This is a genomic window from Legionella waltersii, assembly GCF_001468085.1.
Taxonomy (GTDB): Bacteria; Pseudomonadota; Gammaproteobacteria; order Legionellales; family Legionellaceae; genus Legionella; species Legionella waltersii.
In genome coordinates, this window is sequence record NZ_LNZB01000056.1 from 259,440 (window position 1) to 279,044 (window position 19,605).

Here is a 19,605-nt window from a genome sequence, read left to right on the forward strand (position 1 = left end):
TTCAATCCGTGCAAAAATGCGTGAGGCATTATATCCATAGGTTGGCCTATGTTCAATTAGTGATTACTTTGAGATTTAGTGGCTCATCTAAGCCATAAAAATTTTACCGCCACATGAAAAAAGTCCTGTTTAAAGAGGGGCAGGACATCTGAGCCAATGACAGTCAAAAAAAATCGATATGTTCACTTAGTGATTATGTTGATGTCTAAATGTTTATTTATTCGTAAGGACTTGGCAACTAGGACAAAAAGCGGATTGACGACCTCCGATAGTGATTGAATCGATTGGTGTGTTGCATTGATAGCAAGATTTATTTTTTCGCCCGTACACGTTCAAAGACAAATAAAAGTACCCTGGTTTTCCATCCGAACCATAAAAATCTCGCAGGGTTGTCCCGCCACGTTGAATAGCCTGTTCAAGAACAGTTTTGATTTGAGAAACTAATAGGTCTGCCATTTCTTGATTAAGGTTTTTGGCTGGTGTTGCTGGATGAATCTTGGCAAGAAATAGACTCTCTGACGCGTAAATATTTCCGACGCCAACCACTATTTGGCTATCCATAATAAACGCTTTAATAGGTTTTGATTTTTTTTGGATTTTTTGCATTAAATAGTCACTATTAAAGTCCTGAGATAGGGGCTCAGGGCCTAAGTGAGTTAGGAGAGGGTGATTAAACGGATCGCTTTCAACATAGACTATCATTCCAAATCGCCTGGGATCACAATACCTAAGAACTGTTCCATCATTCAGTTTAAAATCAACATGATCGTGTTTGTTAGCAAGAGCGTTTGTTTGAACAATTCTTAAATGACCAGACATACCAAGATGAATAAGCACATAGCCTTCGTTCAAATAAATAAGAATATATTTGGCTCTACGGCTAAGCTTGGTGATTAGTTTGCCTTCACACATCTTTTTGAAATCACCAGGAATGGGTATTCTTAGTCTTGGATTACGAACAACTACTTCGCAAATTCGCTGATCGATAAGGTACGGTGCTATTCCTTGCTTAGTCGTTTCTACTTCAGGTAATTCAGGCATTACTTCTTATCATCATGCTCAATGATTCGACCTTGCTCTTGTTGATCAGGCTTAGGAGAAGGAAAGAAATACTCTTTAGCCATCATACCTACCCAGAGAGCGCCGCCGATAATTAGACCCCAGATAGCCACATAAAAGAACATGAATAGCAATGCTATGACAATAGCAATTCCAACGCCAATCACAACAAAGGGTATTATGTTTTCTATAAATTTTTGAACTTTATCACTCACTGTATTATCCTGTTTCAATGAATTATTCATTTAATTATTATCTACATCGAGAAATGATGCAATGTAATCAGAAAAAATGTGTTATGATTAAACTAAATGGATATTTACTTGTAGTTCTAAATGTTGTGAATTTTTTGGAGGCATCATGCTTTTTGGCTTTTTAAATTTGTCCTTCTGGGGGTATGTATTTGCAACCCTGGTTTTAACTCAAATCACTATTGCCGCAGTAACGATCTACTTGCACCGGAACCAAACGCATAGAGCATTGACCTTGCACCCAATTATTAGCCATTTCTTTCGCTTTTGGCTTTGGCTGACCACTGGCATGGTGACTGCCCAATGGGTGGCTATTCACCGCAAGCATCATGCAACAACGGATATCGAAGGTGATCCACATAGTCCAGTCGTTCTAGGACTTAAAAAGGTGTTTTGGGAGGGCGCAGAACTTTATCGAACAGCATCAAAAGATAAAGAGATGATCGCTAAATACTCGCACGGAACACCCGATGATTGGGTAGAACGAAAGGTATATTCTCGCTTTTCCAGCAAAGGGATTCTACTGATGTTCCTTGCCGATTTATTTTTATTTGGTATACCTGGTATATCAATATGGGCTATCCAAATGATGTGGATCCCACTCTTTGCCGCTGGTGTAATTAATGGTGTTGGTCACCACTGGGGCTATCGCAATTTCGAGTGTCCCGATGCCGCAACAAACATTATACCTTGGGGATTTTGGATTGGTGGTGAGGAGCTGCATAACAATCACCATACGTTTGCTTCTTCAGCTAAGTTCTCTGTTAAATGGTGGGAGTTTGATATTGGTTGGATGTACATTCGTATCCTGTCCTTTTTAGGTTTGGCTAAAGTCAAGAAATTACCACCAAAATTGGCCATGGAAGAGGGTAAATTGCAGGTTGATTTAGATACAGTAAAAGCAGTGGTTTCAAACCGGTTTCAAGTCATGTCTAATTATTATAAAAAAGTCATTAGACCTGTTATGAAGCAAGAAAAAAACAACGGTAGTGAAACTAAAGAATATAAGAAGTTGTTTCAGCGTGCTGGAAGATTGTTACGTCGCGAAGATAAGCTGTTAAATATCAACGCTAAAAGCCGATTAAAAAGACTCTTGGATGCCTGTGAGCAATTGAGAATCGTATACTCTTATAAACAGTCTTTGCAGAACATTTGGCTAAAAACTGCTTCAAGCCAAAAGGAGCTCGTCGAAGCTCTGCAAACATGGTGTCGTCAAGCTGAAGAATCAGGCTTAGAGGTTCTAAGGCAGTTTGCTCAGCAATTGAAAGGGTACGTTCCTGTTTACATGAAATAATTTTGCGCTTTATCTAGGGGGGCCAGCATGGTCCCCTAGAGTCTTAATCCTTTGCTGCGTTACGGTCTCAGTTCGGTTGTAAAGGTAAAAATCCAAATTTAGCACTGATGAAATCCGAGCCGCGACTGGAAGGGAGCAGATAAAAATGCAAATAGAGCACAACTCTCATTCATCCATTAATTGGTCACTCTACTCCAAATATAAATATTTTGTACAAGCATTGTGTTTGTTCTTAATAAAATCTAAAATGCCCTCTTTTTTAAAGAGAGAAAGATAAGTATGCCATCAGTATTTGAGTTAATAGGAATCAAAGGCCAACAAAATTTCACACCTATTCCGCAACTTGGAATCAACAGTTACCTAAGCACACTCGAAACTGAATCACAAAAGTACTTCTTCATTGAAAGAGAGGCTCAGGCAGCTGATGGCAATCAGCTTGGAATTAGAGTCGTACATGGACAAGATTTTTTAACTTCAAAACACGATCATATTGATTTTATAAGTAAATGCACCGCATTAGTTAAAGAAAAATCAGCACAATTAAAGAGTGTGGATTTAAAATTAATGGCAAGTGTAGGGTTTGCGGTAACAGCGACAGCCTTATCATTTCTACCCGTGATTGGGTTTATTGGTTGGATAGGGTGGGCTGCTACAGCGTATTACATTAGTCAAAGAGCGACGGCATATGCTGAATACCACGAGGCACTAAAGCTATTGGTTGGTGCATGCAATTGGAGTCTTGGACAAGGCCCAGATGATCGCAAAGATACCACTAAGAACTTAACTGGTAATGAAACGATTCGCCATATGATGGCAGAACTTTACCCCGTTCTTACCAAGACACAAGTTAAACACCTGATTGCAGATGATATCGAAGAGATATTTGCTAAAGAGTTGGACGAGTACGAGTCAAAATTCCAGTTAGGATTTAACCCTAATCGTTTATTCTCGAATAAGGATGACATCATTGCGCTTAGTAAAAAAGGTGCTGAGTTTAAGCGTTGCATTTATGGATTTAACAAAGGTGGGTTTACCGATTTTCTTGATGCCATTGCATCTATTATCCCCGATTTATATAACGCGACGATGCATGGAATACAGAAGCTTAAATATTGGTGGAATGAAAAATCACATTCTGCGGCACAAGACAAGGTTGAGTCTCATCCAGAAAACGCACAAAAGGCCTCAATGAATTAAGAAACGTGATTGTCGAATTCCAATGATTTTTTGTTTTTGAGACAATTCCTCTTCACTCTCATTGACAAGTGAGATAATTTGCTTTGTAGTAAGAATACAACAAATATTTGTTTTAAAACAAAAGGAGTTGTTATGGATAAGAGAATTGCGATAGTTACTGGAGGAACTGGTGGAATAGGTTCAGCAATATCCCAGCACTTGGCTACTCAATACAAAGTAGTTGCTTGCTATTTTAAAGATGGACGTCATGAGGAAGCCAAGCAATGGCAGGAGGAGCAACGACGTCAAGGCTATGACATTGATGTGGTCTATGGAGATATTGCTCAATATTCTGATTGTGAAAAAATTACTTCTTTAGTCATTGAGCGCTATGGGCGTATCGATGTCCTTGTGAATAATGCTGGAATTACTAAAGACAGCAGCTTAAGAAAAATGACACCCCAACAGTGGCAGGATGTCTTAGATGCTAATTTAACCAGCGTCTTCAATATGACCCGTAATGTTATTCCAGTTATGCTTGAAAAAGGATACGGGCGCATAGTTAGCATTTCATCCATCAACGGCCGAAAAGGGCAATTTGGGCAGTGCAATTATGCTTCAACAAAAGCCGCATTATTTGGCTTTACCAAAAGCCTTGCACTAGAGGTTGCCAGCAAAGGGATAACAGTTAATACCATATCACCAGGATATATTGAAACCCCTATGCTAGCGGCTATGAAAGAAGAGGTGCTAAATTCAATTATTGCTCAAATTCCAGTGGGACGTTTAGGGTATCCTAAAGAAATTGCAGAGGCAGTCGCCTTTTTGGTTTCTCAAGAAAGTGCTTTTATTACCGGAGCAAATTTAGATGTGAATGGTGGTCAATACATGTAATGCGTTCTTATCAATAACATTAGGCCTGTATTATGGACTAGGTACAGGATAAAATAACCAAATAGAGAAGAGTATGTTAAATAATAACGTCGTATTAATTACTGGTGGAACTGGAGACATAGGTACAGCGGTAGTTAAGGAACTGAATTCCTCCTTTAAGCATGTTGTTGCTTTGGATTTACTTTCAGAAGAAAAAGGCATTGCATGGCATCAAGATTTAGTGGAGCAGGGTTATAAAAATTGCTATTTCAGACACATGGATGTTACGGATTATGACGAATGCTCAGCCGTAGTTGGAAAAATCATCAAAGAGTTTGGCAGTGTGGATGTGTTGATTAATAATGCAGGAATCACTCGTGATGCAGTTTTTACTAAGATGACCAAACAACAATGGGATGAAGTATTAAGAGTTAATTTAGATGGCATGTTTAATGTGACCAAACAAGTTGTAGAAGGCATGAAAACACAAGGTTCAGGTCGAATAGTCAATGTTTCTTCTGTGAATGCACAGAAAGGACAATTCTCTCAAGCAAACTATGCGGCCTCTAAAGCGGGTGTGTATGGGTTTACAAAAACATTGGCGCAAGAGTTGATGAGTAAAAACATTACGGTGAATAGTATTTCTCCTGGTTATGTAAATACTCGTTTAATGCAAGGAATTCGACCCGATATTTTAGATGGGATTATTAACTTAATTCCAGCGAAGCGTTTGGCTGAACCACAAGAAATTGCTTGGGCAATTGAATTTTTAATCAGTGAAAAAAGTCGATATATTACTGGCGCAAACCTAAGTGTGAATGGTGGTTTGCATATGTATTAGCACTAGCAATGAATGTTTATTCTGGTTGCGATGAATGGAAAATGCTTTGAGATTAATAAAAAAATATAAAAACAGAAGACTCTATGATACTGAAATTAGCCAGTACATTACTTTGGAACAACTACAAAAGTACGTGGTGGATGGAGTGGACTTTAAAATTGAAGACTCCGAATCCAGTAAAGATCTGACTAATTCAGTGTTATTGCAAATCATCGTGGAAATGGAAGCAGGACCCACTCAGTTCTTGTCTGCGGGAATTTTAAGGCAGATCATTGCCTTAGCAAATCATCCTATGCATGTGGCTTTTAAAGCAATGATGGAGCAGATGTTCCAAACTATGGAAAAGCCAATGCATGATAATCCTTATCAAAAAGCATCTGATGCATGGAATAAACAAATGCAACAGATGATGCAACAATGGCAAAACCTATTCAAAACCTAATTCAACGATTTTATTGTGCACCGCAAAAATATTTTTAATAATCTATTGACAAACATTAGATATATTTACTAATATTAAATTGTGCAATGCAACAAATCGGAGATAATCATGATGCAACATAACTATGAAAAGTGGAGTGAAATGGCTAAAAAACTCCAAGAACCCTTTCAAGCCATTGCTGAGCTCAATGTAAAAACCTTACAAGGCTTAAGTTTTTTAAAACCAGAAGAGTTAGCTCAAGTTAAAAAGCCAGAAGAGTTTCTAGAAAAGCAAATTGGTTTAGCCGTTGAGAATGGTCACAAGGCTTTGGATTATATGCAAAAATCTTTCCAAATCCTTGAAAAAGCCATGCTAGGCTTAGTTCAAGAAACTAAAAAAGCTACTGCTGAAATCAAAAAATAATTTCAATTGTAAATTGGGTCATTGACTCAATAAACGATAGAATTGGTAGAGAGGCTGTAGGTCCCAGTGGCAACCTTCTATACCGCGCTTCAGGCGCGGTATACTAATTTATACAATTGGCATTAATTAGGGGGGGGCCCAACCACCAGATCCGTCAGATGCTTCTCTGTCCCCACATACAGTCACACCCATTAGAAATCGATATGTGGAATTTTTCGATCTTTCATATCACCAATGACTATAGTTGCCGGCTGAGTATCAGTCTGTGTATTCGTGCCATCCATACCAAGAAAGTCATCATAGGAAAACGCATAGGAGTTTAAATAGCTTTGTTGCGGGTGTTCAATGTACTTATCAAAACTTAAAGCATGCATCGCTTCAGAGTAAATATTCACACAAGGTTCGTCTTTTGAGGATCCACATTGATTTGCAGCATAATCAACTGAGCTTTCCACATTGTTAAAATAGAATTTTAATAAACCTTGCATTTGTTGCTTATTTTTAAAAACCGGATTTCCTTGGGCATCAAAGAAATCTTTTCCTATGAAAGCAGATTCTTTTCTCATTAACATACCCGAAACAATCGCAGAAGTAAGATCTCTAGCAATCGTTGAATCTATCGCATTTCGATTATTAAATGGGGCTTGTGATCCCATCAAAATGGCATTACTCGCTTGAGGCGAACTAAGGTTGTAGGCGTATTTCTCAGAGCCAGTACCTCCATCACGAGAAAAGACTATGTTTTGTGTGTCTGGAACAAAATATCCCGACCAAATACCTTGATTTAGTTCTTTTAAATCAATTTTAATTGAACGGTTTCTAGCAGAAGAATAGTAGCGGCTTAATTCACGAAGGTAGTTATTGAAGTACCCACTGAATCGATTCCCACTCCTGCCTGGAGCATCAATACGCATCAAAGAGTTTTCTGAGTTGTAGACAACAAGGCTAGACCATTCAGAGTTCTTCCAGCGCATAGAACATTCAGCTGAATTGATAGATTCACCTGAAGCATGGCAAATGATGGATTTCATGTTTTTAACGACTCCGTCAAGACCACCAAAATGGCCATACTCATGTCCTGCTTGTTTAATGGTGTATGGGATAGCAATAAAATCAACACCAGTAGGGTTAATGACTGTTTCACCACTCGAACTGTAGTTAAACTCGACTTTATCAAAAAGAGTTCCATTCGTGGTCGTTTGCGGGTTGTTTACATCGGGTTGCTGTGGAGTTAAGGAATTCTTTTCTGTAGGCATGTCCAAAGGGTTTCCTAAGGATATGTAAACTCTACCCGATGTGAGGTGCGGGATGCATGCTTGTGTCACACCATCTGAGTTAGGCATCAATTCAGACAATGAAATTCCATAGTCCCTTGCGTTCATGCTCTTATCGGTAATATCAACCAAAGTTCCAATATGATTTCCGTCATTAAATTTTACATAAGCGTGTTTTTTCGTTGCTGGATCAATACCTAGAACGACGATGTATGTGTTCCGATTTTGAATACTTGCATTATTGGTTTTTGATAAATCAAAGCGAATAGACATACCTCCGCCAATACATGGATTCTGTGAAAATGTTTGGTTACATATGGCTAATAAGCCAAGCAAACTAAAGATTAAATGGCTTAATTTATTCATATTGATAACTCTCATTAAACAATCGCATAAGTCAAAATTTGTGTTCGTAAGATTATACAATACGATCCATGTGATTCAAAATAGATCAAAGTAGATTGTATATGTGCACAAATGGGGGGCAACTGTAGCGGGGACCTTAGTCGGTGTAGCAACTGGCATTGGAGTTGCACAGACGGTTGAGGAAATGGCATATAATCAATACAAAAAAAGTGAGTTTGGTGACGAAGTACCTGCCACTTATCTTTATCTGCAACAGATGCTGCAACTCAGTTTGCAAGAACAACTGCGTGTGTATAAAGCCACTGTAGAAGAGTCTTCTCAACCGGAGCGTAGTCGAAATCTACAAAAATTAGTACTTGGTGAAGCCTCTTCAGGCTCACGGCATGCTGAGGGGCTTGTTGTACAGTTGCGTACAAGTGATAATCTTGATGAAAATACCCTTAAACTCATGGAGGATCCTAAATTTCCAGATAACCATTGGAAATGGCTACTAAGAAAAATACTGGGCGCTTTATAAAAAGGACCCTAAAGTTATTCAATCGGAGTATGATCGGGTCGAAAAAGAACTAATGTCCTTGAATGGTGGTAATGTATTAACAGCTCAAGAAAGAAGAACATCAAAAGAAGATTATAATATAGGGGGCGGAATAGATGTACATAGACCTCCATTGGAAGCGCATATTCGAGAAGTAGAAGCAACTAAGATTCGCGCAAATATGAAAGTAAGAAATATCATCTCTGAAGAAATCTTGCAAGCCGCACATTCTTTGCAAGAGGCGGTTACACATAGAACAAGCAAAGAGTTGGACGAAACAACCGTCATTAATCGAAAATCTGTGCTCAATCAAGATCAACTATTTTTTAAAAAAACTTCAGGGACGTTGCCTAGTAGTTTCGTTGTAGCGGAACAACACATTTTGATTTTTTGGTAGGAAGTAATGTTGCATCACTTTTGCAGTCTTTGGCATAAAACATTTGTTGATATAATCTCATGTTCAAAAATTTTCCTTCTTCATTTTGATCAGAAAACACCCAGAGATTCGTTTTTAGAGGCTCTAGGGCAATCGAGCTTTTGCTTGGCGGGGTATTAGGAAAATACTTGAGTAGAGGAATAAATTGTTTAAATGGAACTTTAGACTCGGGCTCCTGGAGCCAGGTCATTAACTTCATATACTCTGCTTCTGAAGGGTTCATGCCTTGCTTATCCCAGGCAATCACGACAGAATATTGGGCTGAATTTCCACTGTAATCAAACAATTGTTTTTTTGCATCCGCATTCCATTGAAAGCTACTCCAATATTGGCTTTGATCGTTGTAGGTAGTAATGGGGAGCCCTAGGTCATGACCAAGCTGTTTTACGGTATTATAAGGGTTTGGACTCGGGTTACGATTAGGGTTTCTTGGGGAAATATCACTACCTTTATCACTTATGCTTATAATTTTACCAATAGGACATACGCAAGCTTGGTCCTTTTTCAAGCCTATACTATGAGTCCCACCCCACACATAGTGATTAAATAACATGAAGTATAGCTCTGCATGCCTCTTTCCTTCAGCAGTCAGCTCATGGGCACCTGATGACGTATCTTCAGCATGTCGAATCACAAATACCACAGGCATGCATCCATTATTTATTCGAAAAGAACCTTGAGGACTACATGCCGAATCAGCAGGCCAAGCGTAAGTAGAGATTAGCCCCAAAAAAAGAATACTCAGAAACCTCATGATCGCAACTCTACAACTGAAGGCGTTTTAATTAGTTTAGTTGAAGTCCTGTTATTTATCATCGCCAATCTGGAAAGTCGAATCAATTGCGGAGTGATCAGAGGGATTTCCTTGTGCTCGAGTATAAAGAACAGCATTTGTTAAGGAAGCCTTGCGAAAATAGACGAAGTCAATGACAGCGTTTCCAAAAGTCGGTCCAATGAAAGTTCCATTCGATTTGACGGCAGCTAAGCCATAGTTTACAAAAGTAGATTCCAACAGTTGAGCCTGATTTAAGTTATCTTGCATCGTATTAAAATCACCCGTGACAAACGTGGGAATTTTTTCTAGTGCTGGGTAATTCTCAAGGAATTCACTGATTGTTCTGGCGTCTTTATTATGAGCAGTTATCTGTCCACCGGTGCAATCTGCATGCCCACCCCAGGCAATGCATAGATGGGTGGTGGCTAGAGCGATGATCTCACCCGTTTTTATATTTTTAAATTGAGAAAACACAGCGGCTCGTTGACCGCCTCCATCAGGTGTCATGGCTAATTTTTTTTGACGATCTTTTAGCACAGACCATCGTGAACTATCATAAAAAATAGTAGCGTCCTCTCTATTTCCTGCCATTTTATACTTTTTATCAAGCTTATAAATCCCATCCAATAACGAGTAATCATTTTCTTGGGCAGCTATAAAATCAAAATTATGGTCGTTGATGTAATTGGTCATGCGAACAATCGGGGGAGGAGTCTTTTTAGTATCCATCGTGGACCAAGAGTATAGGTTGGCTTGCAGAATATGTATTGTCGTTGCATTGACCTTTAATGTAACCAATAAACTCGACAATACTGCCGCAATAACCCATTGAACAAAGCGCATACTAACTCCAAGAACGACAACTCAACAAAGAATCAAATAAATCCAAAATGAATAATAATAAATCACATTATGCGGATTATAGGCCTATCTGTCAAATTAAATAGCTAATCAAGTCCTGACCCTATTTTTAGTGTTGTTTTTCGTTTTTATTTTAGCGAAATGGTATTCAACTGCTGTTGAAGCACTGGTTCACCATGACGCTCTTCATCTGCTCCAACCTGTAATAAATGTCAGGTTTTCAATGAGTTAGTGACAAATTATGATGACTTTTCTGAACGAGTTCTGGTTTCAAAACAAAATTACATAAGGAGATGTTATGAATAAATTTAAATTCTCTTCCCTTGTTTCAGGGGCTGTTATTTTTTCCATGTCAGCGCACGCAGCCAAGATAATCTACGTTGATGATAACAACTTAAATAACTATTTAACCGTTGGTAAAAACACACTGGCTGGAAAGAATGATGATTATCAGTTCAACTTATCAAATAGACTAGTATTGCCGAATGGCGTGGTGAAAAAGAAGTACAATTTATACTACAAAGGTGTTCCAGTTTTTAACTCCATTTTGACCAGTTCTGAATTAAATAACGATCAGATGTCTTGGTATGGTCAAATGACAACGGATATCGAAGCAGATTTGAGCTTTACAAGTCCGGCTATAGATGAAATGACTGCTTTAGAAATCACTAAAGGTAAAGTACGGCTGAAAAAAAATGATTTCATTAAGAATGAGAAAGCTGAACTTTATATACACTTGGATGATAACAATAAAGCCGAATTAATCTATTTAGTTTCCTTTAATGTGGAAGGTTCCAATACACAACGCCCATTCTATATGGTTAATGCGCAAACAGGCAAAATTATTAGCTCATGGGATGGCTTAACAACACGAGATGCCGAAGGACCTGGTGGAAACCAGAAAGTTGGAAGTTATTATTATGGACATGATTTTAGCTATCTGAATGTTTCCGACAGTTGTCAAATGACCAACGCGGATGTCGACACTTATGATATGCAAAATCAGACGATTGGAGGTAGCATTTATCGTTTTGCCTGTCCAGGAACTAGTAGTGAAAGAGCGGTAAACAATGGCAGACCAGCAAATGGTGCATATTCACCACTCAATGATGGTCATTATTTCGCCAGCATGGTTCTTGACATGTATCGTAAATGGTATTCATTAAATCCACTCAATTCAAAATTTAAAGTTCGTGTCCATTACGGTAGAAACTACGAGAATGCCTTTTGGGACGGTCAGCAAATGACTTTCGGAGATGGTGGAGTCAATTTGTATCCATTAACCTCTTTAGATATTATGGCTCATGAGGTAAGCCATGGGGTCACTGAATTTAATTCTGGGCTTGTTTATAAACGCCAATCTGGGGGAATTAATGAAGCATTCTCAGACATGGCGGGAGAAACAGCTGAAGATTATATGAACAAGCAAATTGGTAAGGAAAACGATTGGCTGTGCGGAGCCAGCATCATGAAAGCGCAGGGCGCATTGCGATATTTTATGAATCCAAGCCAAGATGGTGTATCAATAGACAATGCAAAAAATTACAACGATTCTATGGATGTCCACCATACTTCTGGAGTCTTTAATAAAGCATTTTATAATTTATCCATGACACCTAACTGGGATATAAGAAAAGCCTTTGGTGTGTTTTTACTTGCGAATCAAATGTACTGGCAGAAAGAAGCAACGTTTAATAGCGCAGCCTGTGGTGTTGCTAGGGCAGCAGCAGATCTAGGGTATGAAGTGAACGACGTAATTGTTAGCTTTAAAGGCGTAGGTGTAGACGCTAATTGTAATGTGACAGATCCTCAATCTGATGATGAAGTCGAGATAAGTAATGGTACAATAGTCAATGACATCAAAATAACAGCCGGCGATGAGCATCGCTATTTTATCAAAGTACCCGTACTCAATAGATACCCATACACCTACGACCTGCTTTATATACAAGCATATAACAACCAAAATAATGCGAAAGCTAACGTGCAGTTGTATGTTCGTTATGAAAATGGAAGTATGAAAAAAGTCGATACAGTAAAAGACGCTAGTACTGGCAATGAATATTTTACTATCAAAAGGCCAGCTGCAGGAAATTACCATATTTTACTTAAAGGGGTTGCTGCTGGATCAGTAAACTTGAATGCATTTTATGGCAATTTGTAGTAATTAGTTTGTAAGGTACAGATCCGATTGTAATACTACCTAAGGTAAGCTCCAAATGTAGGATTGCTCATTGGTTTTAATGACCAATCCTTATTTGAACATCTATTCACCATGTGCTTGTTTCAAGTATGCATATCCTCTGTATTTCTTATCATAAACAGCCCATTCAGAGTTGATAAGTTCGACATTTTTGAACTTATGACTCAATTGCTTTTTAATTGAGGTTATTAGCAATGCATATCATTAAAAAACAGATGTCTGAAGTAAAGACAATCGAAGAGTTAAATTCATTACTAAAAAATTATTTTGCAAGCATAAATATAAAAAGTTTTGCTTTCACTTATTACAATCAACACACTAAAACGGGCAGTAAATTAGTGTATGACTGGGCAACTACTGCACTAGAAGCTTGGCATAATTTTTATTTGCAAGAGGGTTATGCTGATATAGACAGGATACTCGAGTCTACAGAGCAATCTCTTTTGCCTGTTTTTTGGGATGTCAAAGAGCAACTGCGTTTGGCAACAAACAAAAGAGTGCAACGTTTTAAACAAGAATCCATTAATTTTGGTTTGGACAAAGGGCTATGCATTCCTTTACATGGACCTAAAGGTGAGTTTGTCATTTTAGTTCTTCATCAACGCATCAATGAAAGTGGACTAACAAATTGGGAGGATCATTTAGATACTTGGCTAGGCCTTTTACATACGTATTTTCATTTCCTAAGATTACTGTTGCAAGAGAAAATGATAGGAGAAATCCCGCTTACTAAAAGAGAGCAGGAATGTTTAAGATTAACCGCTGAAGGATTTCGCTTAGAACTGATAGCAAAATCATTAAAGATTAGTAAACGTACTGTTAATTTTCACCTACAAAATGCCAATAAGAAGCTGGGTGTTTCGAATAAATATTTAGCCATCATGTCCTTGAACACAAAAGCATGATTAGTAGGGTTTTTTCTCAACTTTATTAGTCCAGTAAATAATCAAAGGAGTGATTAATACAGTGGGTCCTAACCATAATACAATGGGTGGGTTGAATGAAACATTTGTCACTAAAAATGCAGTATAGGCTGCAATAGTCCCTCCTAACATAGCCGCCAAATGCCGGCTAATTCGAATAGGATAAGGAAGCGAGCCTTTAGAAAATAATCTGAAATCGTTCAGGCTAAAGCTTGCTCCCAGAAGTCCAAAAACAATCAACACTTGGCCGTGAAAGTTCTTAATATCGTATAGCAAAAAACCAGTAAGAATCATTGAAATTGAAGCCAGAATCATGATCAGGCTAACACACCAATCAGTTTTAGATGGTTTTTGATCACGACGCCGTGCATACCTTAATCCGCTATAGGCCAAATAGTAGCTGAATACAGCAATTAAGAATAAAAATAAATTGGATTTAATAATAGCCATAGGAATTGCAGTTAGAAGAATTCCAGTCATACCATAGAAAAAATAGCGCCCGTATTTTCTATGCTGTTGACCACCCTTTTTCGTAGCAATAGCAGCTAAGGAACAGGACATACTGACACTGCCACATAAAATATGAATTAGTAACAGGCCATAAAATATCTGCATGGATTCTCACTCATTGATAAATTGCACACAGGAGTTTGCGGTGGGCTTTGTGGGCACTACCACTTGAATATTAATCCCTTTAATGGTCGGACTCTTACGAGCATCATTCAAGTAATCAATTAAAGGAGTATCGACAACCTGACCATATTGTGAAGATGCTTGCCTAAAATACAGGACATTGTTGAACCAAATAGCAAAACCCAAGTGAGATATGTCTAAATTGGTGCCTATTTGCTCGTGTAGGTTCCAGTTTGGTCTTACAATTTCAATAATTGCTCCATTGGGAATTTGTGAAAAGAGTTTTTTATTGGCTTTCCCATTCTCAAATAAAACAGTCAATGGTATGTACGGTAAATTGGATGGAACGATATCTAATTTTTTTCCTTTATCTTTTAGCTCAGACAATCGATTATTTGTCTCTTGATCACTTGGGTTTTGCAGACGAATGGTGTCTGTGCTTTTAAAATCATACCAGCCTGGTTTATTAATTAAAGCGTAGGCATTTAATGCAACAGGGTGGTTTTGGTTGTCTTTAATATTCAGAGTAATGTCTTTAAGGACACCCCTGTTTTGATTGTTTTTATTCCAATCGATGGACGTAAAATGGTTTCGTTGAATATAAGTTATTTTACCATCCTTATACCGCGTATACCTTAAGCATTCTTTGAATGCATCCATGGAATTAGCTAAGGCTAAAGACAACACAGTATTCACGTAAGTATCACAGTCAAAGGCATCTACTCTATAACGAGGGAACTGATCGTATCGGGCCTTAGGTCCTTCTCCTAATGAGCCAAGGACATATGGGGTGCCTTTGAAGTGTCCGCTGATCCAACTAATCCTATCTGTCATAGAACTGTTCGGCATTGTACTGAGGGTGTGATATAGTTCCTGGATAGATTTATCAGCCTCGGCTTCTATTTTTGCTGAATCAAAAGCAAAGCTCGGCGAGCTGGAAATTAAACATCCACAAAGTAGTGAAAATGTTAATAAGGTATGTGCAAATTTCATAGGCCTGAATTAGTAGGGTGTTTTAAAATTGCATACATTTTAACCTTTAGATGGGCTTGGAGGCAAGAATGCTAAATATCATTTGGTTAGGGATGATACTTATTTCAGTCCTAGTAGGTTTTATAGAAGGGCGTCTAGATGAAGTGGTAAAAGCCGTCACAGATTCGGCAAAATTGGGATTTGAGTTGGCATTAGGTCTAGCCGGTATGATGACTTTGTGGTTAGGCATCATGTCCATTGCCTCTGAATCTGGGTTGGTTGCCATTTTGGGCAGAGTTCTTAGACCAATTCTTCGGCGATTATTCCCAGATATTCCTGCGGAACACCCGGCTATGGGGGCTATGGTCATGAATATTGCAGCCAACATGCTTGGATTAGCAAATGCCGCTACACCCTTTGGTTTACAAGCCATGAAAGAGCTCCAGAGCTTAAATCAACATGTTAAAATCGCTACCAATTCGATGTGTACATTCCTAGCTATAAATACTTCGAGTGTACAACTTATTCCAGCAACTGCGATCGCTTTTCTTGCTGCTAACGGAAGTACTAATCCAAGTAGCGTAATTGTTAGTTCACTGATTGCAACAATTGTTTCTACAGCAGTAGCTATCATTGCCGTAAAACAATTGGCCAAATTACCTAGTTTTAAAGTCGAAGGGACAAAAAGTTTATGAGTGGATTTGCTAACCAATTATCAAATGGGATTTTTTTGCTGTTTATTGTCGGTATTCCATTGTATGCAACAATCAAAAAAATCAATGTATTTGATGCATTTATTGTTGGGGCTAAACAAGGATTTGAAACAAGTGTTAACTTGATTCCTTATTTGGTTGCAATGATGGTAGCCATCGGCATGTTAAGAGCTTCTGGATTTTTTACATTGATGAGTGATTTATTAGCTCCTGCTTTGTCATTTATAGGAATGCCTAGTGAGTTGTTGCCGCTTGCATTAGTAAGGCCTTTTTCTGGAAGTGCTTCCACCGGGATTATGGCCGAATTGATTCATAAGTTTGGAGGTGATTCCCTTATTTCTAAAACAGCAGCAACCATGATGGGAAGCACTGAAACGACTTTCTATGTGATTGCTGTTTATTTTGGATCTATAGGTATAAGGCGGACAAGGCATGCTATTCCAGCTGGGTTGCTGGCTGATTTAGCAGGTATCATTGCTGCCGTAATCGTTTGTCGCTATTTATTTATCCAATCCTAGGCTTTTTCTTGCCTTTGCTTGCCAATTGAGCCGATTCATACAATTTCAATTGGGCGATCAGTTTGCCAGCTTTCGCTTTAAACCCAGCCAATTCTCTTGCTGGAACGGGCGATGCTGTTGGTAGAGGGATTGTGGTTGGGTTTTTAGGTTGGTTATGCACATGCAGCTCATAGTGACAATGAGGTCCTGTTGCAAGCCCTGTCTGGCCTACATAACCAATCACTTGACCACGTTTAACTCGGCTCCCTTTGTACAAGCCTTTTTGAAACTTCAGCATGTGTCCATATACGGTGCTGTAGGTTTTATCGTGCTGAATTTTAATCATATTTCCATAGCCATTATGCCTATCTATGATGGTTATCACTCCATCTCCAGTTGCACGTATAGGGGTACCAATTCGCGCAGCTAAATCAATTCCTTTATGTGCTCTTCGATAATGAAGAATCGGATGATATCTGGATATGGTAAATGTTGAACTGATATGGCTAAATTTAATCGGATAACGGTTAAATGCTTTTTTAAAGCTATTTCCTTTGGGAGTATAGTAGTCTACTTCTCCTCGGGCATTTTTGTGTCGAATAGCCTGATAAGTTTTGCCTTTATTGGTATAAGAAACTGCAACAATATCACCTATCCCTACACGCTTATTTTCAACATAAAAAGCATCATAGATTATCGAGAATTGATCTCCGGATCTTAGTGAGTGAGAAAAATCAATTTCCTTATTGAATATAAGTACCATTTGTCGAATAAGTTTTGATGGGATATTTAGTCTTTGTGAAGTGCTGTATAAAGAGCCCTTTACTGTTGCTGTAAGATAAAGGTTCTGTGTCGTGGTTTTTTTAGAGTCCATGCGGGTTTTGTACTTATTACCAACTCTGTAGATTGTTAGGGTCTTAACAAAATCAACAGGAATAACCAACTTTTCTAGTCTGTTTTTGTTGATTAAAAATTGCAGTTTTTGAGAGGGTTTTATTCTAGATAGTACCTTAGCATGGGGATTCTTATTCACAACAGCATGTAAATTTTGAGCACTTAAACCCAAGCGTTTGAATATAGCTGCCATTGAATCCCCCGAGCGAGGCGTAATGGTTTGCCATTCATTGTCTTTAACAAGCTTTGGAGCTTCTTTAACAATTGGATTTGTTTCTTTAAGTGTATTTGTATCTTTCGATGAGGCCAGTTGCTCTCTATTTATTTCACGGGTGTCTTCTTCAGCAGACTCATCAGCAAATTCTTCTTCATCACTGCTTGAGTATTCTTCTTCATCACTTGGATCTGAGGACTCTGTTTCTTGATGCTCAGTAATTTGGTTGTATTTTGAAAAATGACTTTCTAAATAATAGGGCAAAGAAAAAGCAACAATTAGCGCAATAATAAACACTATCTTTGAAGGCTTACCAGTTTTTCTTTTTATATTTTTTGGTCGTTTATCCATTCTTTGCCTATGTAGCGGTCTTCCCAAAAAGGCGAATATATAATCTCGTTCATTATAATCACCCTCAATATTTGGAAGGGACTGCTATTATAAAGTCAATTAATTCGACTTTAAATTGGGTATTTTGTAATATTTTATGTAATTTAGCGTAATAAGTTATCTTATAAATGTCATTTGGTATAGCAGGAATTTGCTAACCGGGCTAAGATACTAGCTGTTAGAAGATAGGTCAATCATTTAGATAGGTTTTAATCACATGATAGTTCAAGATTCAGCTTACATAGAATTAATTCGTGGATGCGATGAAGTGCTTCCATCCCCTGAGTTAGAGAGAAAATTGGAAAAGAAAGGTTCATTAAAAATTAAGGCTGGATTTGATCCTACTGCCCCTGATTTGCATCTTGGACATACTGTTTTATTAAACAAGTTGCGACAATTTCAACAATTGGGACATGAAGTTATCTTTTTAATTGGTGATTTTACAGCGATGATAGGCGATCCTACTGGTAAAAATGTGACAAGAATGCCATTAAGTGAAGAAACCGTTCTTGAAAACGCTAAAACCTATCAGCATCAAGTGTTTAAAATTCTAGATCCAGATAAGACAACGGTAGCTTTTAACTCACAGTGGTTAGCTAAATTTAATGCAGTAGATTTAATTCGTTTAGCTGCAACACACACTGTGGCGCGAATGTTGGAACGAGACGATTTTAATAAACGTTATACTTCCGGTCAGCCAATCGCTATTCATGAATTTCTATATCCATTATTGCAAGGTTATGATTCAGTTGCATTAAAAGCAGATGTTGAACTAGGTGGGACTGACCAAAAATTTAATTTACTGATGGGTAGAGAACTACAAAAACATTATGGTTTTGAGCCTCAAGTGGTGATGATGCTACCTTTAATTGAAGGTTTAGACGGAGTGAAAAAAATGTCTAAATCACTCAATAACTATATTGGTATTACAGAGACTCCTGACCAAATGTTTGGTAAATTGATGTCTGTTTCAGATGAGCTAATGTGGAGATACATTGATTTATTGAGTTTTAAAACAGGCGCTGAAATTCAAAAACTAAAGCAATCAGCCGCTGAGGGAGCAAACCCTAGAGACATTAAAATTGATTTTGCTAAAGAAATAGTAGCTCGATTTCATGATCAAGCTCAAGCCGAACATGCCCATAAAGAATTCATCGAGAGGTTCCAAAAAGGAATTATCCCAGAAGATTTAGAGGAGATAGAGCTAAACCTAGTGGAGCCGATTGGATTAGCTCAATTATTAAAACAGATTCATTTAACGGCAAGTACCTCTGAATCAATGAGGATGGTTAAGCAAGGTGCAGTTAAAGTAAACGGGAATAAGATAGATGATCCTTCCATAACTTTACCTTCTGGAAACAGTTATATCATTCAGGTTGGTAAAAGAAGGATTGCTAAGTTGGCAATTAAAAAAGCACAGTGAAATAATTTTAAAAAAAGACAAAAATGATTTGACAAAACAATCGAAATCAGTAGAATACACAACACGCCAAAGGGCAAGAGTTCATTAAGAAGAGAGAAGACAAACTGTGTGGGCACTTTGATGAGAATGAGTGCTTGAGACGTATAGAAGTAGAAGAA

At 38.1% G+C, this 19,605-nt stretch carries 21 protein-coding genes; 13 read left to right on the top strand and 8 right to left on the bottom strand.

From position 1 onward, the window contains the following. Positions 1-213: 213 nt before the first annotated feature. Together mutM and Lwal_RS13120 are read right to left on the bottom strand one after the other, a co-directional pair. The gene (gene mutM / locus Lwal_RS13115) at positions 214-1,041 is read right to left on the bottom strand and encodes a bifunctional DNA-formamidopyrimidine glycosylase/DNA-(apurinic or apyrimidinic site) lyase (protein WP_058481249.1); all 828 of its coding nucleotides are present in this window, start codon (positions 1,039-1,041) and stop codon (positions 214-216) included. After that, positions 1,041-1,274: a hypothetical protein gene (locus Lwal_RS13120; protein ID WP_058481282.1), complete on the bottom strand. Its 234-nt coding sequence runs from the start codon at positions 1,272-1,274 to the stop codon at positions 1,041-1,043. The genes mutM and Lwal_RS13120 overlap by 1 nt, the downstream gene beginning before the upstream one ends. Before the next feature lie 145 nt (positions 1,275-1,419). Between Lwal_RS13120 and Lwal_RS13125 the strand changes: the two genes are divergently transcribed. The 6 genes from Lwal_RS13125 to Lwal_RS13150 all read left to right on the top strand — a co-directional run bounded on the left by Lwal_RS13125 (position 1,420) and on the right by Lwal_RS13150 (position 6,338). Next, complete coding sequence (locus tag Lwal_RS13125; RefSeq protein WP_058481250.1) at positions 1,420-2,604, top strand: DesA family fatty acid desaturase; 1,185 nt, start codon at positions 1,420-1,422, stop codon at positions 2,602-2,604. Positions 2,605-2,883: 279 nt separating this feature from the next. Further along, complete coding sequence (locus Lwal_RS13130; RefSeq protein ID WP_058481251.1) at positions 2,884-3,801, top strand: hypothetical protein; 918 nt, start codon at positions 2,884-2,886, stop codon at positions 3,799-3,801. A gap of 132 nt (positions 3,802-3,933) precedes the next feature. Next, positions 3,934-4,674, top strand: coding sequence for an acetoacetyl-CoA reductase (gene phbB / locus Lwal_RS13135; RefSeq protein ID WP_058481252.1), 741 nt, complete (start codon positions 3,934-3,936; stop codon positions 4,672-4,674). Positions 4,675-4,747: 73 nt separating this feature from the next. Beyond that, positions 4,748-5,494, top strand: coding sequence for an acetoacetyl-CoA reductase (gene phbB, locus Lwal_RS13140; RefSeq protein WP_058481253.1), 747 nt, complete (start codon positions 4,748-4,750; stop codon positions 5,492-5,494). A gap of 34 nt (positions 5,495-5,528) precedes the next feature. Then, a complete protein-coding gene (locus tag Lwal_RS13145) occupies positions 5,529-5,936 on the top strand; it encodes a polyhydroxyalkanoate synthesis regulator DNA-binding domain-containing protein (protein ID WP_058481254.1) in 408 nt (135 codons plus the stop codon). Positions 5,937-6,044: 108 nt separating this feature from the next. Then, entirely contained in the window at positions 6,045-6,338 is a 294-nt protein-coding gene (locus Lwal_RS13150; protein WP_058481255.1) for a phasin family protein, read from the top strand. A gap of 191 nt (positions 6,339-6,529) precedes the next feature. Here Lwal_RS13150 and Lwal_RS13155 read toward each other — a convergent pair whose 3' ends face one another. Then, on the bottom strand, positions 6,530-7,978 hold the full coding sequence (locus Lwal_RS13155) for a beta-1,3-glucanase family protein (protein ID WP_231951015.1): 1,449 nt from the start codon (positions 7,976-7,978) through the stop codon (positions 6,530-6,532). Between the two features lie 103 nt (positions 7,979-8,081). Here Lwal_RS13155 and Lwal_RS13160 point away from each other — a divergent pair, with 103 nt between their 5' ends. Both Lwal_RS13160 and Lwal_RS13165 read left to right on the top strand, forming a co-directional pair. Next, positions 8,082-8,495: a hypothetical protein gene (locus tag Lwal_RS13160; protein ID WP_058481256.1), complete on the top strand. Its 414-nt coding sequence runs from the start codon at positions 8,082-8,084 to the stop codon at positions 8,493-8,495. Between the two features lie 52 nt (positions 8,496-8,547). Then, positions 8,548-8,910 carry a hypothetical protein gene (locus tag Lwal_RS13165; RefSeq protein WP_058481257.1) on the top strand — a complete coding sequence of 121 codons (363 nt, stop codon included), beginning with the start codon at positions 8,548-8,550 and terminating at the stop codon, positions 8,908-8,910. Here the strand turns inward: Lwal_RS13165 and Lwal_RS13170 are convergent. Then, the gene (locus Lwal_RS13170) at positions 8,864-9,703 is read right to left on the bottom strand and encodes a hypothetical protein (RefSeq protein WP_058481258.1); all 840 of its coding nucleotides are present in this window, start codon (positions 9,701-9,703) and stop codon (positions 8,864-8,866) included. The genes Lwal_RS13165 and Lwal_RS13170 overlap by 47 nt on opposite strands. A 51-nt stretch (positions 9,704-9,754) precedes the next feature. Then, positions 9,755-10,567, bottom strand: coding sequence for an endonuclease/exonuclease/phosphatase family protein (locus tag Lwal_RS13175; RefSeq protein ID WP_058481259.1), 813 nt, complete (start codon positions 10,565-10,567; stop codon positions 9,755-9,757). Between the two features lie 316 nt (positions 10,568-10,883). On the opposite strand from Lwal_RS13175, the gene Lwal_RS13180 reads away from it, so the two are divergent. After that, positions 10,884-12,749 carry a M4 family metallopeptidase gene (locus Lwal_RS13180; RefSeq protein WP_058481260.1) on the top strand — a complete coding sequence of 622 codons (1,866 nt, stop codon included), beginning with the start codon at positions 10,884-10,886 and terminating at the stop codon, positions 12,747-12,749. A gap of 233 nt (positions 12,750-12,982) precedes the next feature. Then, the gene (locus Lwal_RS13185; RefSeq protein WP_058481261.1) at positions 12,983-13,693 is read left to right on the top strand and encodes a helix-turn-helix transcriptional regulator; all 711 of its coding nucleotides are present in this window, start codon (positions 12,983-12,985) and stop codon (positions 13,691-13,693) included. On the opposite strand, the gene Lwal_RS13190 is transcribed toward Lwal_RS13185, so the two are convergent. Next, on the bottom strand, positions 13,694-14,326 hold the full coding sequence (locus tag Lwal_RS13190; RefSeq protein WP_058481262.1) for a hypothetical protein: 633 nt from the start codon (positions 14,324-14,326) through the stop codon (positions 13,694-13,696). Between the two features lie 6 nt (positions 14,327-14,332). Next, the gene (locus Lwal_RS13195; protein WP_058481263.1) at positions 14,333-15,337 is read right to left on the bottom strand and encodes an N-acetylmuramoyl-L-alanine amidase-like domain-containing protein; all 1,005 of its coding nucleotides are present in this window, start codon (positions 15,335-15,337) and stop codon (positions 14,333-14,335) included. 68 nt (positions 15,338-15,405) lie between these two features. Here Lwal_RS13195 and Lwal_RS13200 point away from each other — a divergent pair, with 68 nt between their 5' ends. Next, a complete protein-coding gene (locus Lwal_RS13200) occupies positions 15,406-16,011 on the top strand; it encodes a nucleoside recognition domain-containing protein (RefSeq protein WP_058481264.1) in 606 nt (201 codons plus the stop codon). After that, complete coding sequence (locus Lwal_RS13205) at positions 16,008-16,547, top strand: spore maturation protein (RefSeq protein ID WP_058481265.1); 540 nt, start codon at positions 16,008-16,010, stop codon at positions 16,545-16,547. The genes Lwal_RS13200 and Lwal_RS13205 overlap by 4 nt, the downstream gene beginning before the upstream one ends. On the opposite strand, the gene Lwal_RS13210 is transcribed toward Lwal_RS13205, so the two are convergent. After that, positions 16,534-17,985, bottom strand: coding sequence for a peptidoglycan DD-metalloendopeptidase family protein (locus Lwal_RS13210; RefSeq protein ID WP_058481266.1), 1,452 nt, complete (start codon positions 17,983-17,985; stop codon positions 16,534-16,536). The two genes, Lwal_RS13205 and Lwal_RS13210, sit on opposite strands and share 14 nt — an antisense overlap. A 256-nt stretch (positions 17,986-18,241) precedes the next feature. On the opposite strand from Lwal_RS13210, the gene tyrS reads away from it, so the two are divergent. Further along, positions 18,242-19,447, top strand: a complete 1,206-nt coding sequence (tyrS, locus tag Lwal_RS13215) for a tyrosine--tRNA ligase (RefSeq protein WP_058481267.1) — start codon at positions 18,242-18,244, stop codon at positions 19,445-19,447. The last annotated feature ends 158 nt before the right edge of the window (positions 19,448-19,605 follow it).

What these genes read in the sequence shown, in the direction of transcription:
- Lwal_RS13130 (WP_058481251.1), top strand. Translation starts at nt 2,884, where the DNA reads ATGCCATCAGTATTTGAGTTAATAGGAATCAAAGGCCAACAAAATTTC.
- tyrS (WP_058481267.1), top strand. Translation starts at nt 18,242, where the DNA reads ATGATAGTTCAAGATTCAGCTTACATAGAATTAATTCGTGGATGCGAT.
- mutM (WP_058481249.1), bottom strand. Translation starts at nt 1,041, where the DNA reads ATGCCTGAATTACCTGAAGTAGAAACGACTAAGCAAGGAATAGCACCG.
- phbB (WP_058481253.1), top strand. Translation starts at nt 4,748, where the DNA reads ATGTTAAATAATAACGTCGTATTAATTACTGGTGGAACTGGAGACATA.
- Lwal_RS13200 (WP_058481264.1), top strand. Translation starts at nt 15,406, where the DNA reads ATGCTAAATATCATTTGGTTAGGGATGATACTTATTTCAGTCCTAGTA.
- Lwal_RS13145 (WP_058481254.1), top strand. Translation starts at nt 5,529, where the DNA reads ATGGAAAATGCTTTGAGATTAATAAAAAAATATAAAAACAGAAGACTC.
- Lwal_RS13210 (WP_058481266.1), bottom strand. Translation starts at nt 17,985, where the DNA reads ATGGATAAACGACCAAAAAATATAAAAAGAAAAACTGGTAAGCCTTCA.
- Lwal_RS13125 (WP_058481250.1), top strand. Translation starts at nt 1,420, where the DNA reads ATGCTTTTTGGCTTTTTAAATTTGTCCTTCTGGGGGTATGTATTTGCA.
- Lwal_RS13195 (WP_058481263.1), bottom strand. Translation starts at nt 15,337, where the DNA reads ATGAAATTTGCACATACCTTATTAACATTTTCACTACTTTGTGGATGT.
- phbB (WP_058481252.1), top strand. Translation starts at nt 3,934, where the DNA reads ATGGATAAGAGAATTGCGATAGTTACTGGAGGAACTGGTGGAATAGGT.
- Lwal_RS13180 (WP_058481260.1), top strand. Translation starts at nt 10,884, where the DNA reads ATGAATAAATTTAAATTCTCTTCCCTTGTTTCAGGGGCTGTTATTTTT.
- Lwal_RS13175 (WP_058481259.1), bottom strand. Translation starts at nt 10,567, where the DNA reads ATGCGCTTTGTTCAATGGGTTATTGCGGCAGTATTGTCGAGTTTATTG.
- Lwal_RS13205 (WP_058481265.1), top strand. Translation starts at nt 16,008, where the DNA reads ATGAGTGGATTTGCTAACCAATTATCAAATGGGATTTTTTTGCTGTTT.
- Lwal_RS13155 (WP_231951015.1), bottom strand. Translation starts at nt 7,978, where the DNA reads ATGAATAAATTAAGCCATTTAATCTTTAGTTTGCTTGGCTTATTAGCC.
- Lwal_RS13185 (WP_058481261.1), top strand. Translation starts at nt 12,983, where the DNA reads ATGCATATCATTAAAAAACAGATGTCTGAAGTAAAGACAATCGAAGAG.
- Lwal_RS13170 (WP_058481258.1), bottom strand. Translation starts at nt 9,703, where the DNA reads ATGAGGTTTCTGAGTATTCTTTTTTTGGGGCTAATCTCTACTTACGCT.
- Lwal_RS13150 (WP_058481255.1), top strand. Translation starts at nt 6,045, where the DNA reads ATGATGCAACATAACTATGAAAAGTGGAGTGAAATGGCTAAAAAACTC.
- Lwal_RS13165 (WP_058481257.1), top strand. Translation starts at nt 8,548, where the DNA reads ATGTCCTTGAATGGTGGTAATGTATTAACAGCTCAAGAAAGAAGAACA.
- Lwal_RS13190 (WP_058481262.1), bottom strand. Translation starts at nt 14,326, where the DNA reads ATGCAGATATTTTATGGCCTGTTACTAATTCATATTTTATGTGGCAGT.